This window comes from Stenotrophomonas sp. 8(2023), from assembly GCF_030345295.1.
GTDB lineage: Bacteria > Pseudomonadota > Gammaproteobacteria > Xanthomonadales > Xanthomonadaceae > Stenotrophomonas > Stenotrophomonas muris.
Map to the genome: position 1 here is coordinate 3,761,766 of NZ_CP128404.1, position 15,270 is coordinate 3,777,035.

General features: G+C 67.5%; 11 protein-coding genes. 5 read left to right on the forward strand and 6 right to left on the reverse strand.

The window, feature by feature from the left end; genetic code table 11:
* Window positions 1-180 precede the first annotated feature (180 nt).
* Window positions 181-2,481, forward strand: coding sequence for a TonB-dependent receptor (locus tag QP609_RS17410; protein WP_197621519.1), 2,301 nt, complete (start codon window positions 181-183; stop codon window positions 2,479-2,481).
* 518 nt (window positions 2,482-2,999) lie between these two features.
* Here the strand turns inward: QP609_RS17410 and QP609_RS17415 are convergent.
* Together QP609_RS17415 and rsgA are read right to left on the reverse strand one after the other, a co-directional pair.
* Window positions 3,000-4,253 carry a flavohemoglobin expression-modulating QEGLA motif protein gene (locus QP609_RS17415; protein WP_289213818.1) on the reverse strand — a complete coding sequence of 418 codons (1,254 nt, stop codon included), beginning with the start codon at window positions 4,251-4,253 and terminating at the stop codon, window positions 3,000-3,002.
* A 126-nt stretch (window positions 4,254-4,379) separates the two neighbouring features.
* Window positions 4,380-5,489 (reverse strand): ribosome small subunit-dependent GTPase A, encoded by a 1,110-nt coding sequence (gene rsgA, locus QP609_RS17420; RefSeq protein WP_032129866.1) that lies wholly within the window; start codon window positions 5,487-5,489, stop codon window positions 4,380-4,382.
* Window positions 5,490-5,603: 114 nt separating this feature from the next.
* On the opposite strand from rsgA, the gene QP609_RS17425 reads away from it, so the two are divergent.
* The 3 genes from QP609_RS17425 to QP609_RS17435 are packed head-to-tail and all read left to right on the forward strand — an operon-like array spanning window position 5,604 to window position 8,223.
* Window positions 5,604-6,878: a pyridoxal phosphate-dependent aminotransferase gene (locus QP609_RS17425; protein WP_046432453.1), complete on the forward strand. Its 1,275-nt coding sequence runs from the start codon at window positions 5,604-5,606 to the stop codon at window positions 6,876-6,878.
* A gap of 3 nt (window positions 6,879-6,881) precedes the next feature.
* Window positions 6,882-7,499 carry an SGNH/GDSL hydrolase family protein gene (locus QP609_RS17430; RefSeq protein WP_032956572.1) on the forward strand — a complete coding sequence of 206 codons (618 nt, stop codon included), beginning with the start codon at window positions 6,882-6,884 and terminating at the stop codon, window positions 7,497-7,499.
* 4 nt (window positions 7,500-7,503) lie between these two features.
* A complete protein-coding gene (locus tag QP609_RS17435) occupies window positions 7,504-8,223 on the forward strand; it encodes a class I SAM-dependent methyltransferase (protein ID WP_197621521.1) in 720 nt (239 codons plus the stop codon).
* 100 nt (window positions 8,224-8,323) lie between these two features.
* Here QP609_RS17435 and QP609_RS17440 read toward each other — a convergent pair whose 3' ends face one another.
* Complete coding sequence (locus QP609_RS17440) at window positions 8,324-9,103, reverse strand: polysaccharide deacetylase family protein (protein ID WP_032956574.1); 780 nt, start codon at window positions 9,101-9,103, stop codon at window positions 8,324-8,326.
* Between the two features lie 59 nt (window positions 9,104-9,162).
* Between QP609_RS17440 and grxD the strand changes: the two genes are divergently transcribed.
* A complete protein-coding gene (gene grxD / locus QP609_RS17445) occupies window positions 9,163-10,089 on the forward strand; it encodes a Grx4 family monothiol glutaredoxin (protein WP_032956577.1) in 927 nt (308 codons plus the stop codon).
* A gap of 119 nt (window positions 10,090-10,208) precedes the next feature.
* Here the strand turns inward: grxD and QP609_RS17450 are convergent, their stop codons facing one another.
* From QP609_RS17450 to QP609_RS17460, 3 genes are all read right to left on the reverse strand, one after another.
* Window positions 10,209-10,748, reverse strand: a complete 540-nt coding sequence (locus QP609_RS17450; protein ID WP_014648372.1) for a DUF924 family protein — start codon at window positions 10,746-10,748, stop codon at window positions 10,209-10,211.
* Between the two features lie 43 nt (window positions 10,749-10,791).
* Window positions 10,792-11,568: an AMP nucleosidase gene (locus QP609_RS17455; protein ID WP_005419211.1), complete on the reverse strand. Its 777-nt coding sequence runs from the start codon at window positions 11,566-11,568 to the stop codon at window positions 10,792-10,794.
* Between the two features lie 117 nt (window positions 11,569-11,685).
* Window positions 11,686-15,075 (reverse strand): autotransporter serine protease, encoded by a 3,390-nt coding sequence (locus QP609_RS17460; protein ID WP_197621597.1) that lies wholly within the window; start codon window positions 15,073-15,075, stop codon window positions 11,686-11,688.
* Between the last annotated feature and the right edge of the window lie 195 nt (window positions 15,076-15,270).

Consider the following 15,270-nt stretch of genomic DNA (forward strand, 5'->3'; position numbering starts at 1 on the left):
GGGCCGGTGAACCTTTGCTTGCGAAGGGAATCCGGCCCCTTTTTCATCCGGCTGCGGGACCTGCGCGGGTGCCCTGCACCATTCGTTGGTTTTCCGTAAAGAAGGTTTCATGTTCCGTTCGCATAGTGGCCCTGCACCGCGCACGCGTGCCGGTGATCACCCCCCATGCAACGGACCACCATGCAGACCCGACACCTGACGATCGCCGTAGCGATCGTGCTCTCCGCCGCTGCCAGCGCCCATGCCGCCACCACCACCGCCGATACCGGCGCCAGCACCGATGCCGCGCTGAGCGCGCAGACGCTGGATACCGTCTCCGTGATCGGTCAGGGCGAGACCCGCCAGGTGCAGCGCATCACTGCCGTGGACAAGCAGGTGCTGCCGCCGGGCACCAGTGGCCAGAAGATCCTCGATCGCCTTCCGGGCGTGTCGGTGCAGTCCAACGATGCCTTTGGCGCCAACGAGGAATCGCAGACCATCAGCCTGCGTGGCTTCGACAAGAGCCGCCTGGGCTACACGCTGGACGGCATCCCGCTGGGCGACAACAGCTACGGCAATTACAACGGCCTGAGCATCGCCCGCGCGATCATCGCCGAGAACCTGGCCGGCGCCGAACTGTCGCAGGGCATTGGTTCGCTGGGCGTGGCCTCGACCAGCAACCTGGGCGGCACCATCCAGTATTTCTCGATGGATCCGTCCACCGAATTCGGTGGCCGCGCCAGCGTCACCGTCGGCGACAACAACCAGCGCCGCGGCTACCTGCGCGTGGACACCGGCGACCTCAACGGCTTCTCGGCCTATGTGTCCGGCGTGCACCAGGACCAGGACATGTGGGCCGCGCCGTACCAGAACCAGACCACCCGCCAGTTCAATGCCAAGGCAGTGTGGAACGTTGGCGACCACCGTTTCGGTGCGTTCGTGGCGACCTCGCGCGCCAGCCAGGCCAACTATGCCTACCTGTCCAAGGACATGCTGGCACGCGGACTGGGGTATGACTGGAACATCTACGCGCCGGACTGGGATCGCGCCGTCGCCGCCGCGTACTGCGCGCCTGGCACCTACAACAAGGCGCGCTGCAAGTTCAGCGGCGGCGTCAACAGCATCGACGATGCGTACTATCAGAGCCGTGCGCTGCGCGACGACAACCTGTACTCGGTCGATGCCGACCTGCGCCTGGGCGAGCAGGGCCGCCTGAAGCTGCTGGCCTACCACCACGACAACCGTGGCCAGGGCCACTGGTGGGCACCGGGCCAGCCGTCCTACCCGGGTACCGACAGGATGCTGCCGATCTCGATCCGCAGCACCAACTACACGATCAACCGCGATGGCCTGACCGCCGCGCTGTCGTGGACGGTGGGCATCCACGAGCTGGAAGCCGGCCTGTGGTACGAGCAGAACGACCATAACGTGTCGCGCAACTTCTACTACATCAGCGGCCCGTTCCTGGACGACCTGTACCTGAAGAACCCCGACCGCTTGCTGTTCAACCAGGACTTCGACATCCGCACGCGCCAGTTCTACGTGCAGGACCGCATGCGCTTCCTGGACCAGCGCCTGACCGTAGACGTGGGCATCAAGAGTCCCAACACCCGCATGCGCGCCACCGCGCAGCCCGGCGTTGAAACCCGCATTGCGTCGGGCACACTGACCGCCAAGGAATCGGTGCTGCCGCAGGTAGGCCTGGGCTTCAAGCTCAACGCCAACAACGAGCTGTTCGCCTCCTACGCCGAGAACATCGCCGCCTTCGTCGGCGGTGGCAGCGGCGGCCCGCTGCAGGTGTCGCCGGAATCGTTCGCGGCCAGCGCCGGGCTGGAGCCGGAGAAGTCCAAGAGCCTGGAAGCCGGCTTCCGCACTTTCGGTGAGAAGTACCAGGCCTCGATCGCTGCATACAACGTCAAGTTCGACAACCGCCTGCTGTCGCTGAACCCGTGTTCGAGCATCGAAGTCGGCACGCGCCCGGAGTGCGTGACGCGCTTCATCAACGTCGGTTCGGTGAAGAGCCATGGCGCGGAACTGACTTTCATCCTCAAGCCGATTGATGGCCTGCAGTGGTACAACGCGCTGTCCTGGAACAAGACCACCTACGAGGATGACTACACCTCGGGCGGTGCGATCGTTCCGGTGGCCGGCAAGATCACGGTGGATACGCCGCAGCGAATGGCCTCCAGCGAGATCAGCTGGAACCGCGACGGCTTCTTCGCCAGCCTGCGTGCGAAGTACACCGGCAAGCGCTACTACACCTACACCAACGACCAGTCGGTGCCGGGCGTGACCACCTTCGACGCCGGTGCGGGCTACGATTTCGGCCCGGGCCTGGGCCTGCGCAACGTGCGGGTGTCGTTGAACGCGACCAACCTGACCAACAAGCGCTACGCCGGCCAGCTGAGTTCGTTCGCACCGACTGATCCGAAGGGCACGCGCTATGCGATCCATGCGAGTGCGCCGCGGCAGCTGTTCATGACGGTGGCGGCGGAGTTCTAGGTCAGAAGCGGGCGCTGCGGCGCATTGACTGTTCCTGCATGGCGCAGGTAGGCAGGCCCATGCAGGACACGCCGTAAACCCGTCCTTGGGGGCTCGATGGCGCCATCCATGGCGCCAACGGTCCTGCATGGGCCTGCCTACCCGCGCTCGACAATTCCCAGCGCCGGCGCGGAGGCAATGGAAAGCTAGAGCAAAAGCAAAGAGCCGGGCATTGCCCGGCGCTTTGCTTTTCAAGCTTTTCAAACGCAATCCCCCTGGTGGACCTGCTGCCGCGCCCGCAGGAAATTGTCTGGAGGAGGCGGGGCACCCTGGTCAGGACCGTTGGCGCCATGGGCCCGAGGCATGCCTCGGGCGGGTTGGGCAGGACGCGCAACCCCGGTCTTGCCGTGTGCGCAGGACAGCGCACACGAGCAAGGCGCCATCGAGCACCATGGAGGGGCTTTTGCGTGTCCTGACCAGGGTGCCCCGCCTCCTCCCAGCCGATAGCAGGCAGGCGCAGGAGGATCCGCCAACGCATTTCATTCCGGCGCCAGCTGGTCCATCCGTATCCGGTTGGCGAACAGCGAGAACGCCAGCATGCCGGCCAGGCCGTTCGCCCGGCTCACCCAATGCGGCAGCCAGCGCGGCGGCTTCAGCACCCCCGCCTCGAACAGCGGCGCGAACGCGATCGCATCGGCCAGGCTCATCTTGCCGGCGAACAACCAGCGGCAGACCTGCAGGCGGTCCTCGGCCAGCATGTGCCGGAAGAAGGTATGCACCGATACCAGGCCGCGCAGGTACACCGTGTCCTTGGTGAACGCCAGACCGCCGCTCGGCGGCACGCCACGGAACACGCGCTGGGCCGAGGCGAAACTCTCTTCCGTGTTCTGCCCGGCATCGCAGAAATAGCGGAACACTTCGATGAAATCAGCGCCTTCGCGTGCCATCGCAATCGCTTCGGTACGCAGGCTGATGCGTTTCAGGCGCTCGATGTCGATGCTGCCGGTGATCTGCTCGGCGAAGGTCGCCAACCCTTCCTGGGTCGCCGTTACCCGTGGCGAGGACAACGCCAGGCTCGGCAGTACCGGCTGGCCGCGGCCATTCAATGCGGTCAGCGAATGCACCAGCGCTTCGTGGTGGAACAACTGCGCGCGGTCGTAGGCGCTGAAGCGCGCGCTGGTGCGCAGGCGGATGCGGGTCGGGCCGGCGGCGGCCTTGGACACCAGCTCCGGATCCAGCTGCACCTGGATGATGCGCGATTCGAAGAACGCATCCAGATCATTCTGCAGCTGCAGCTGCAGGGCGATGGCCGAGACCGGCACCTGCTCTTCCGGCGCCAGCAGTTCGTGGTCCAGTTCGGCCGCAATCTGTATGAAGTGGCGCGCCGCGTCGCGCGTGCTCGGGCCATTGCCCGGCAGCGGCTGCTCGGGGGCGCCGAACAGCTGCACCGAACAGGTATCAACGGCGGCGGTGCCCAGTCCTTCCAGCAGCTGCGCGGCCAGGTCCCAGCTCTGCGCTGACTGCCGCACGTAGTGGCCCAGCGGATGAGTGTCCTCGCAGTCGGCGGCGATCGCGGCCAGCGCGCGACGTTCTTCGCTGAAGTCCAGCCGTGGGTAATCCACCTTCGGCAGCACCGGCTGGCCGCGCGCCACGCTGTCCAGGAACGGTGCCTGCAGCGTGGCCGGCCAGCTGGTCAGGCCCAGCAGGCGGATGCCTCCCACGGCCTCGACCAGGCGCGCATCGAGCGCTGCATGGTGGGCCACATCACGGTCCAGCGTCGCAGTCGGTTCCATGCGCGGACTATAACGCCCTGCCGTGCCCGGCGCGGTGCGCCGCCGCCCGAGCATTGGCTCGGGCGCTACATGAAATGACTCCACCGCGGACCAGCTGTAGAGCCGAGCCCATGCTCGGCTGCCTTGTTACCGCCTACGCGGCTTGCCTGCCGGGCGGAACTGCTGGCCCTTGCCTTTCTTGCCGCCGCGCTCCTGCGCGGTCTCGGCCTGGCGTACCGCCAGCTTGGCGGCAGCGGCAGCCACTTCTTCCTTCAGCTTGAAGTAGTTCAGCAGCCGGCTCTCTTCGATCTCGCCCGCCTCGATCGCCGCACGCACCGCACAACCTGGTTCCTGCTGGTGCTTGCAGTCGTTGAAACGGCACTGTGCGGCCAGCGCCTCGATGTCGGCGAAGCCACCTTCGGACAGCGTCTCTTCGCCGGTCGGCTTCAGCTCGCGCATGCCCGGGGTGTCGATCAGGCAGGCGCCCGTCGGCAACGGCATCAGCGCGCGGTGGGTGGTGGTATGGCGGCCACGCGAATCGTTGGCGCGCACCGCGTTGGTCTTCATCCGCTGCTCGCCAAGCAGGGTGTTGGTCAACGTGGATTTGCCGGCACCGGAGGAACCGACCAGCACCACCGTGCGGCCCGGGCCCAGCCACGGTTGCAGCACCGCCACACTGTCGGCATCCAGGCCGTTGATCGCATGCAGCGCGATGCCCTGCATCTCCAGCTCTTCCAGCACCGCCAGCGCATCCTCGCTGTACTCGGTCTGGTCGGCCTTGGTCAGCACCACCACCGGTTCTGCACCACCACCGCCGACCAGCAGCAGGTAGCGCTCGATGCGGCGCGGATTGAAGTCGGCATCCAGGCCGCAGACGATGAACACCGTGTCGATGTTGGCCGCGATCACCTGCTGGTGGTAGTGCTCGCCGGCGGCGCCACGCTTGATCGCGGTGCGGCGTGGCAGCAGCGCGACAATGCGGATGCCGTCCAGCAGCACCCAGTCGCCCACTGCAGGCCGCTCGTGGCTGGGGAAGCGCGGGCGCTGCCATTCCGGCAGCGATTCGGCCTTGATCGACGCATCCGGGCCATCGGCCACCACGTAGTGGGTGCGGTGCTGTTCGATCACCCGCGCCGGGCGGGCCTGCGGATGTGCGGCCATCGCGGCCTGCCAGTCGGCCTGCTGCGCCGGGCCCGGCCAGGGCCAGCCAATGGTCTGCAGGGCGATGAAATCGGGGGTCTGGGTCATCGCCGCCATTCTACCCGTGCCGATGCCCTGCCAGCCCAGCAATGACGGGCCCGGCGCCCCTGCCATGCATTGCAGCAATTCCGGTAGGATGGAAGCCCCATGCCTTTTGACGGCCCAGCTCCCATGTCCACCAACTCGCCCAAGCCCCTGGCCATCCGCGAGCGCCTTTCCGAAGTGCGCTACGAAATCCGCGGAGAACTGGCGCGGCGAGCCCGGGAGCTGGAGGCGCAGGGCCGCAAGCTGATCAAGCTCAACATCGGCAACCCGGGCAACTTCGGTTTCCGCGCGCCCGAGCACCTGCAGCGCGCGATCGCCGATGACATGGGCCGCACCGATCCATACACCCACCAGCAGGGCCTGCCGGTCGCACGCGAAGCCATCGCGGCGTACTACGCCCGCCGTGGCGCACCGGATGCGCACCCCGACCGTGTGTTCGTCGGCAACGGCGTCAGCGAACTGATCGACCTGTCGCTGCGCGCATTGCTCAACCCGGGCGACGAAGTGCTGGTGCCCTCACCCGACTACCCGCTGTGGTCGGCCTCGACCATCCTCAACGATGGCCGCCCGGTGTACTACCGCTGCGCCGCCGAGAACGGCTTCCAGCCGGACCCGAGCGAGATCGAGACGCTGGTGTCCTCGCGCACCCGCGCCATCGTGCTGATCAACCCGAACAACCCCAGCGGCGCCAGCTACCCGCGCGAACTGCTCGAGCGCGTGGTCGAGATCGCGCGCCGCCACAACCTGCTGCTGCTGGTCGATGAGATCTACGACCAGATCCTGTACGACGATGCGGTATTCCAGCCGGTCGCGCCGCTGGCCGGCGACCACCCGTGCCTGACCTTCAGTGGCCTGAGCAAGGTCCACCGTGCCTGCGGCTGGCGCGTGGGCTGGGCCCACCTCAGCGGCGACGACGCGCGCCTGGGCGACTTCCGCGCCGCGCTGGACCTGCTCGGCGCGCTGCGCCTGTGCGCCAACGTGCCGGGCCAGTACGCCATCGAGGCCGCAGTGAACGGCCCGGACACCATCTCCGAACTGTGCACCCCGGGCGGCCGCCTGTATGAAACCCGCCGCGCGGTGATCGAAGCCTGCGAAGCCAGTGAGCACCTGTCGCTGGTCGCGCCGGCCGGTGCGCTGTACGCGTTCCCGGCCGTGGTCGGTGCCGCTGCCAAGGGCTTCGACGACCACAACTTCGCGCTGGATCTGATGAACAATGAAGGCGTGCTGGTGGTACCGGGTTCCAGCTTCAACGTGCCCTACCGCCATCATTTCCGCGTGACCCTGCTGCCGGAAGCCTCGGTGATGCGCGATGTGTTCGCCCGCATCGACCGCGTGCTGGCCCGCCGTGCCGAGGACGCGACCAAGGTCGTACCGTTGAAGCCGCGCCGTTCGGTGGCCTGAGCCGTGGCGCTGTCCTACCTGGCGCTGGGCGATTCGTACACCATCGGAGAAGCCGTTGCCGTTGAAGGCCGCTGGCCACACCAGCTGGCCGCCGCCCTGCGTGCGCAGGATGTGGCGCTGGCCGACCCGCAGACCATCGCCACCACCGGCTGGACCACCGACGAGCTGGACGCCGGCATCGATGCGGCCGCGCCGCAGGGCCCGTTCGATTTCGTCAGCCTGCTGATCGGCGTCAACAACCAGTACCGCGGCCGGCCGCTGGACGAGTACCGCGTACAGTTCCACGCCCTGCTGCAGCGGGCGATCGGCTTTGCCGGTGGCCGCCCCGGGCGTGTGCTGGTGCTGTCCTTCCCCGACTGGGGCGCGACGCCGTTCGGTATCGGCAGCGGCCGTGACCTGGCCGCGATCGAGATCGAGACCGACGAATTCAATGCGGCCGCTGAAGTGATCTGCACCCAGCAGGGCGTGGCCTTCGTCGACATCACCGACATCAGCCGTGACCACGGTGGCGACCCGGCGATGATCGCCGACGACGGCCTGCACCCTTCAGCACGGATGTACGCGCTGTGGAGCGCGCGCGCGCTGCCGGTCGCCGCCCACCTGCTCGGCGGAACGGACTGACCCGATGGATGGCACGCCACGGAACGGCCCGCCCCTGCCCTGCACACCCTTGAGCGCCGCGCAGGCCCGCGCGATCGCCGAGGCATTCCGCTCCGCACACGCCTGGGCCAGCCGCCGCGACTACTACTACACCCGCAGCAAGCTGGGCAGCGACCCGCTGTATGACGGCGTGCTGCAGCACCTGCCTGGCGACGGGCAACCCGTGCTGGACCTGGGCTGCGGGCTGGGCCTGTTCGCCCACGTGCTGCGCCAGCGCGGTGGCTGCCAGCCCTATCTGGGCGTGGACGTGGATGCCGGCAAGATCGCCCGTGCCCGGCGTGCCGCCACGGGCCTGCCCGCTGTGCGCTTCGACTGCCTGGACGTGCAGGCGCCGCTGCCGGCGCAGGCCGGGCATGTGCTGCTGCTGGATGTGCTGCAGTACCTGGACGCGGGCCCACAGCAGGCACTGCTGCGTGAGGCCAGTATGCGGGTCGCTCCCGGCGGCCGCCTGCTGCTGCGCACGCCACTGGCCACCGGCGATGGCCGCGACCGCACCACGCGGGTGGCGGACCGGCTGGCCTGGCTGGTCGGCTGGATGGGCACGCGGCCGCGCCACTACCCCGACCCGCAGGTGCTGCAGGCGACACTGGCCGAGGCCGGATTGAAAGTGACGGCGCCGCGCCCCCTGCACGGGCGCACGCCGTTCAACAGCTGGTTGCTGGTGGCCGAACGCCCCGCGTTGTAGCGCCGAGTGCAGCATGTGCCGGCGCTACGCTACAGGATGATCGCCAACCCTTGTAGCGCCGAGCCCATGCTCGGCTGCTCCACACCACCAGGGCCCGGCGTTACGGAACCGGCAGCCGCGCCTTCAGCCCCCGCTCGTCCAGCGCCTGGAGCACGCGTTCGATGATCGCCAGGTTGTGGCCGTGGGCGGCCCCCTCATGCAGCAGCACGATGGCGCCCGGGCGCAGGTCCGGCAGCAGCCGCGACAGCACGCCCTCCGGCGTGCAGCCGACACCGTCGTAGCCACGGGCGCTCCAGCCCACGCGCACCAGTCCCAGCGCCTTCAGCACCGGCGCCACGAACGGATTGGTCATGCCCACCACCGAACGGTACCAGCGCACCGGGCGGCCGCTTACCGCCTGCAGCGCATGCTGGCAGCCCTCGATCTCGGCACGCATCGCTGCCGGGCCCAGCCGCCAGAAGCGCGCCTGCGGATGGCTGTGGCTGTGGTTGCCCAGGTCGTGGCCGCGGCGCAGGATCTCCTGCACCAGCTCCGGCTGTGCCAGCGCACGCTCGCCCACCAGGAAGAAGGTGGCGCGGGCCTGGTAGCGGTCCAGCAGGTCGAGCACCGCACGGGTCTCCGGGCCGGGACCGTCATCGATGGTCAACCAGACGCTGTTTCCGGCCTCTCCCATCCGGCTCAGCACCGGCGCGTAGAAGCGGCTGTTGGGCAGGAATACCGGCACCAGGAACAGTGCGTGGCTGGCCACCATCACGGGCAGCCCCCAGTGCCAGCCGGCCAGGGCCCAGACCAGGATCACGGCCAGCTGCGACGCCACCAGCCAGGGCAGCCAGCGCCAGGGCCGGGTCGGGATGCGATGCAATGTTCCTGCGTTGCTCATCCCCCATGATGCCATGAGGGGTAGAATTGATGATTCGAATTCCCGGAACCCCGACGTCCATGTCCCTCGATCCTGCCCTGCGTTCGCGCATCGAATCCATCCTCAACGCCAACCGCGTCGTGCTGTTCATGAAGGGCCAGCCGTCGATGCCGCAGTGTGGTTTCTCGGCCAAGGCCGTGGGCGCCCTGCAGGACCTCGGCGTCGAGTTCGCCCACGTCAACGTGCTGGCCGACCAGGAAATCCGTGAAGGCATCAAGGCCTATGGCGACTGGCCGACCATTCCGCAGCTGTACATCGACGGCGAACTGGTCGGCGGCAGCGACATCGTGCTGCAGATGGCTGCCAGCGGCGAGCTGAGCAGCGTGCTGGGCCTGGCCGCGCCGGACCGTACCCCGCCGAGCATCACCGTCACCCCGGCGGCCGTGGAAATGCTCAAGGGCGCGCTGGCCGATGCCCCGGGCGCTGCTCTGCAGCTGTCCATCGACGCCGGTTTCCAGCCGAACTTCCAGCTGGCCCCGCACGACGAAGGCGCCATCGCCGCCGAGTCCAACGGCCTGCGCGTGCAGTTCGACCTGGCCAGCGCCCGTCGCGCCAACGGCATCACCATCGACTGGGTGGACGACATCCGCGGCAAGGGCCTGGCCATCGACAACCCGAATGCGCCCAAGCCGGTGCAGGAAATCAGCGTGCGCGATGCCGACGACCTGGTGCGTGCCGGCAACATCACCCTGGTGGACGTGCGCCCGGCCGACGAGCGTGAAATCGCCGCCGTGGGCGTGCCGTTCAAGACCTTCGACGGCAACGGCCGCGCCGCGCTGGAAGCCCTGCCCAAGGACACCGCGCTGGCCTTCATGTGCCACCACGGTGGCCGCAGCGCGCAGGCCGCCGAGCAGTTCCGCGCCTTGGGCTTCACCAAGGTGTTCAACGTCACCGGCGGCATCAACGCCTGGTCGGAAGACGTCGACAACGGCGTGCCGAAGTACTGATTGAAGGCCCGGGGTCAGAGCCCTTTCCTGCGGAAAGGCGATCTGACCCCTAAAAAGGGGACGGAGGGAATTAAGTCGTTTGTGGCAAAAACGACTTAATTCCCTCCGTCCCCTTTTTCTTAGCCGGCGAAACCGCCTTCGGCCAGGTAGTCCAGTTCTTCCGGTGAGGGAATGCGACCCAGCACGGCGTTGCGGTGGGGGAAGCGACCGAAGCGGCGGATGATGTCGCGGTGCAGCTCGGCGTACTGCAGGTATTCCTTGTCGCCCAGCACGTCGAACATCGCCACCGAGCGGTCCTGGTCCAGCGGATCCTCGGAGTGCTCGAACGGCAGGTAGATGAAGGCGCGCAGCTTGGGCACCAGCTGCAGGTCCAGGCCTTCCTCGATGGCGCGCATGGCGTAGTGCCGGGCCAGGCCATCGGTGGCGTAGGAATGGGCGCTACCGCGGAAGCAGTTGCGCGGGAACTGGTCCAGCAGCAGCATCAGCGCCAGTGCGCCCTCGGCACTGCCCAGCCAGTGTTCGCGCGCGCGCGAGGCGGCTGCGAAATGCTCATCCAGGAACAACTGGCGGAACTGCGCGTCGAACGCATCATCGCGGGCGAACCACTTCGCAGGGCCCGCCTCTTTCCAGAATTCCACCACGTGCGCGGCAACGTCCATCACCTACTCCCCAGGGCCGGCGCGCCGCGCCAGGCCATCATCATCATTCGTCGAAGCGCAGGTGGCGGACCGACTTGCCGTTGCGCCGGATAAGCTTAAGCGCCTCGATACCGATCTGGATATGGTTTTCCACGAACTGGGAGCTGACCTTGGCATCGGAGGCCTCGGTCTTGACCCCATCGGGGATCATCGGCTGGTCCGACACCAACAGCAGTGCGCCGCTGGGAATGTGGTTGGCGAAGCCAGCGGCGAACACGGTGGCGGTTTCCATGTCGATGGCCATGCAGCGCATCGCCCGCAGCCGCTCCTTGAACGCCTCGTCGTGCTCCCAGACCCGGCGGTTGGTGGTGTAGACGGTACCGGTCCAGTAGTCGTGGCCGAGATCACGGATCATGGTCGAGACCGCACGCTGCAGCGCGAACGCCGGCAAGGCCGGCACTTCCGGCGGCAGGTAGTCGCCCGAAGTGCCCTCACCGCGGATCGCTGCGATCGGCAGCACCAGGTCACCCAGCTGGTTCTTGCGCTTCAGGCCACCGCACTTGCCCAGGAACAGCACCGCCTTGGGCATCACCGCCGACAGCAGGTCCATGATGATCGCGGCATTGGGGCTGCCCATGCCGAAGTTGATCATGGTGATGCCATCGATGGTGGCGCTGGCCATCGGCCTGTCCAGGCCGATGACCGGGGCGCCGGTCAGCGCGGAGAAGGTGTGCAGGTAGCCGCCGAAATTGGTCAGCAGGATATGCTGGCCGAACTGGTCCAGCGGAACGCCGGTATAACGCGGCAGCCAGTTGTCGACGATTTCCTGTTTGCTCTTCATGCCCGGTCCGGTTCTGCAGGGGCGCCATTGTAGGCAACGCTGCGCCTGCCCTGCCACACAAAGAGAAGGGGCGGCCCAACGGCCGCCCCTCCTGGTTTCCCTGCGGGAGCCCGTGGCTTAGAAACGCACCGACCAGCGCAGGTTGGCACCGTGGTCGCGGCTTTCGTCGCCGAACTGGCCGCTGTAGCCCAGTTCCAGCTGCTGCTTGGCGGTCAGCCAGGCCGAGAGGCCCAGTTCGGCCACCACCGCGCTGTCGGCGATGGGTGCACCGTTGACCACGAAGCTGTCACCGCCGGTGGCAAAGCCCAGGCGGGCCGACGGGTTGCGGTCGCCGCTGGCGTGGCGGTACGCCACCGCGCCGCGCACGTGCAACCAGCTGTCCTGCTGGAACGAGGCCTTCAGGCCCTTGTCGAAGCGCACGCCGGCCGTGGCCAGGGTGGTGCGCACGTCGTCCACCGAACCCTGCAGGGCCGCAGCACCGCCACGCTCGTTCACGTGCTTGGTGTCCACTTCCACGCGGGCCACCTGCACGTACGGCTCCAGGCCAGCCTCGCGGCCACCGAAGCGGTAGGCCGCTTCGATGAAGGCCTGGCGGGTACGCGCGTCGTAGCGGGCGCTCAGGGTGTCGCTGTAACCGGCGAACGCCAGCTCACGGGTACTGTCCACATCGTGTTCGCTCCATGCCAGGCCGCCACGCAGGCCGAAACCGCCCCAGTTGTGGCTGGCGTAGGCGCCGAAGTGGGTGTTGTCCACCTTCGACCTCGCACGGCGGCCTTCGCCCTGCTTCACGTCGGTGCGGCCGGTACCGGCCAGCACGCCCACCTGCCAGCCGCCGAACTCGCGGTCGGCACCGACCAGCAGGCCGTTGCTGTTGGCTTCGGTGCGGGCGGTGTTGGTGTTGCCGTCCAGCGTGGTGCTGCCGGCCAGGGCCTGCACCCACACACCGCTGGCGTCGCCGCCTTCGGCACCCGGTGCAGCGGCACCGGCACGGCGGGCCAGCGCGGCATCACGCACGTAGCGGCTGCCTTCCAGCAGGGCCGCGCTGGTGGCGGCATGCAGTTCGCCGCTGAGGCTGTCCAGTGCGCTGCCCACCTGTTCCGGGAACAGCATGGTCAGCGGACGCGGCAGGCCCTGGTTGACCGCCAGACCGTCGACGACGGTGGCCACGGCCAACTGGTTGGCGGTGGTGGCCGCGGTAGCCAGCGCGTTGCCGCGGGTCACTTCAATGCGCGCGCCGGCGGCGGAGTAGGCCAGGCCGAACTGCAGGAAGGGCGAGAAGGCGCTGAAATCCGTGCTGGCGAACCGACCGTTCACGCCGCCGTCGGCCTGGATGAAGTTGAACTGCTCGCCCAGGTAGTAGGTGCCCGGTTCCGGCAGCGCCACCAGGGTGCCGCCCAGGGTGGCGGTGCCGGTCACGTGCAGCTGGTCGCTGCGGCTGCCCGGGGCCACCTCGGCCTGGTACACGCCAGTGGCGGTCTGCACATAGTCACCGTTGATGGTGAGCGTGCCGATGGAGTTGCCCGGAGCGATGATGCCGGCCACGGTGGTGTTTCCCAGCTGGCCCACGCCCTTCAGCGTGCCCTTTTCACCCACGAAGGTGCTGCCGCCGGTCTGCACGCCGTTGAAGGACACCACGCCGCCGGTGACGGTCAGGTCCGAGCCGTCCAGCACACCGGTGGCGGTGATGCGGCTGCTGCCGCCCAGGCTGTTCAGCGCTGTGTTCTGCAGGGTGCCGTTCAGCAGGAAGATTCCGCCGGTCACGTCCACGGCGCTGGTCAGCGTGTTCACGCCGTCCAGTTCCAGCACGCCTTCGCGCACCACCGCGCCGTTGAAGCTGTTGTCGCCGCTCAGGCGCAGCCAGCCGATGCCGCTCTTGGTCAGTTTGCCCGGGCCGCCGATGTCATTGGTCCAGTCGTCCCATGCATCACCTTCCCACACCTTCAGGCCGCCGGCCTTCTGGTTCATCACCACATCGGTGTCCACGCGCAGCGAGCCGTAGCCTTCGACGGCCGCAGCCAGGTTCATCAGGCCCCAGCCGTAGACATCGTCCACGCCTGCAGCACCCAGGTCGGTGGCGGTGGTCAGCAGCACGTCGCGCACCTGCGCGCTGTCCAGGTACGGGAAGCGCTCGAACAGCAGGCCCAGCGCGCCGGTGACGTGCGGGGCGGCCATGGACGTGCCGCTCAGTTCCTCGTAATCGGACGACGGGGTCTGGCTGATGATGTCCACCACCAGGTTGCCATTGTCATCGTAGAAATCACCTTCGATCACCGAATCGGGACCGTACACGGTCGAGTTGATGTTCGAGCCGGGCGCGGCGAGGCACCAGTTCGCCGCCAGGCCACAGCGCATCGAGCGGTTGCTCAGCTCCAGGTCCTGATTGACGTTGACCACGGCCAGCCAGTACGGCTCGACGTCGGCGACGGCGCGCGGCAGCGAGGCATACATGCCGGCAATCGGTGCTTCTTCCGGCGAAGTGTTGGGCGAATCGGTGTTGCCAGCGGCCCATACCTGGATCAGGCCGCTGCTGCGCGAACCTTCGGCCATCGCAGCCAGACTGGCGGCGAACACCGGGTGCGACTGGTACATGTCCAGGTCTTCCGCTGTGGTCGGCTCGTTGGCCAGGCCCCAGCTGTGGTTGATGGCGCGCACACCCTGCTCGTTCATCTGCGCATACAGCTGCGGGTAGATCGAATCGTCGGCCTGGATGGCGGCGATGGTCTGTTCGTCCAGATACAGGGAACCGCCGATATTCACCACCGACAGGTAGGTGGCGCTGTTGGAGAACAGGCGGGCCACGCTCAGGTCGGCGCCGAAGGCAACACCGTGGGTGCCGTGGCCATCACGGTTGGCGGCGATGGTGCCCGACACGTGGGTACCGTGCACGTTGTAGCTCAGGCCTTCGTAGAAGCCATTGCGCTCCAGCAGATCGGCATAGTCCGGGTCGAGCAGCTGGTAGGACACGGCCACCTGGTCACCGTCGCTGGCGAAGCAGGCGTCCGGGCCACTCAGCACTTCGCGCGCGCACAGGCTGCCATCGGCCAGCACATCGGCCAGATGGATGCTGCGGTGGTCCTTGCCGGCGAACTCGTCGTGGTCCAGGCCGGTGCCGCTGTCGAACACGCCCAGGCGGATACCGGTGCCGGTCAGTCCGCGTGCGTAGGCCACATCGGCGTTGATCGCCTGCAGGCCCCAGTCGCTGTTGAATTCGGTGGTGCGCCAGCTGGCGGCATCACCCGGCTTGCCCATGATGGGTTCCGGATCGACTTCCACATCGGCGGCGGCGGCGACGGCCAGCGACGGCGAAGCGGTGAGGACCGGTGCGGCAAACGCGGCCTGCAGGCTGCGCTGGAACTGGTAACGCGACAAGGCGTCTGCGTTGCTGTCCTGGGCCAGCGCCGGCAGAGCGGCGGCCATCAGCAGCGAGCCAACAATGGCCGAGGCCAGGGGTGAGGGGAGGATCGAGCGGCGGGAAGCGGTGGAGCGATACGACGGGAAGACAATCATCTGCAGTTACGTCCTTGATTCCTTGAAATATTTCAGGTGCAGCTCCGTCATGGAGCAATGGAAAGCACACCTCACGGCGGGTCAGCGCTCGCTGTCCCACCGGTTGGTAGCGGCAGGTGTCACAAAAAATTAATGCTTCGTTCAGAATTTTTGTATAGGAAAATCCCCACCCCTGCCCCTGCCCAAGGTCACTTG

Bases quoted from the DNA above. Each gene is read 5' to 3' on its own strand.
- QP609_RS17460 (WP_197621597.1), bottom strand. From the start codon at position 15,075: ATGATTGTCTTCCCGTCGTATCGCTCCACCGCTTCCCGCCGCTCGATC.
- QP609_RS17455 (WP_005419211.1), bottom strand. From the start codon at position 11,568: ATGAAGAGCAAACAGGAAATCGTCGACAACTGGCTGCCGCGTTATACC.
- QP609_RS17410 (WP_197621519.1), top strand. From the start codon at position 181: ATGCAGACCCGACACCTGACGATCGCCGTAGCGATCGTGCTCTCCGCC.
- QP609_RS17450 (WP_014648372.1), bottom strand. From the start codon at position 10,748: ATGGACGTTGCCGCGCACGTGGTGGAATTCTGGAAAGAGGCGGGCCCT.
- QP609_RS17425 (WP_046432453.1), top strand. From the start codon at position 5,604: ATGTCCACCAACTCGCCCAAGCCCCTGGCCATCCGCGAGCGCCTTTCC.
- grxD (WP_032956577.1), top strand. From the start codon at position 9,163: ATGTCCCTCGATCCTGCCCTGCGTTCGCGCATCGAATCCATCCTCAAC.
- QP609_RS17440 (WP_032956574.1), bottom strand. From the start codon at position 9,103: ATGAGCAACGCAGGAACATTGCATCGCATCCCGACCCGGCCCTGGCGC.
- QP609_RS17435 (WP_197621521.1), top strand. From the start codon at position 7,504: ATGGATGGCACGCCACGGAACGGCCCGCCCCTGCCCTGCACACCCTTG.
- QP609_RS17415 (WP_289213818.1), bottom strand. From the start codon at position 4,253: ATGGAACCGACTGCGACGCTGGACCGTGATGTGGCCCACCATGCAGCG.
- rsgA (WP_032129866.1), bottom strand. From the start codon at position 5,489: ATGGCGGCGATGACCCAGACCCCCGATTTCATCGCCCTGCAGACCATT.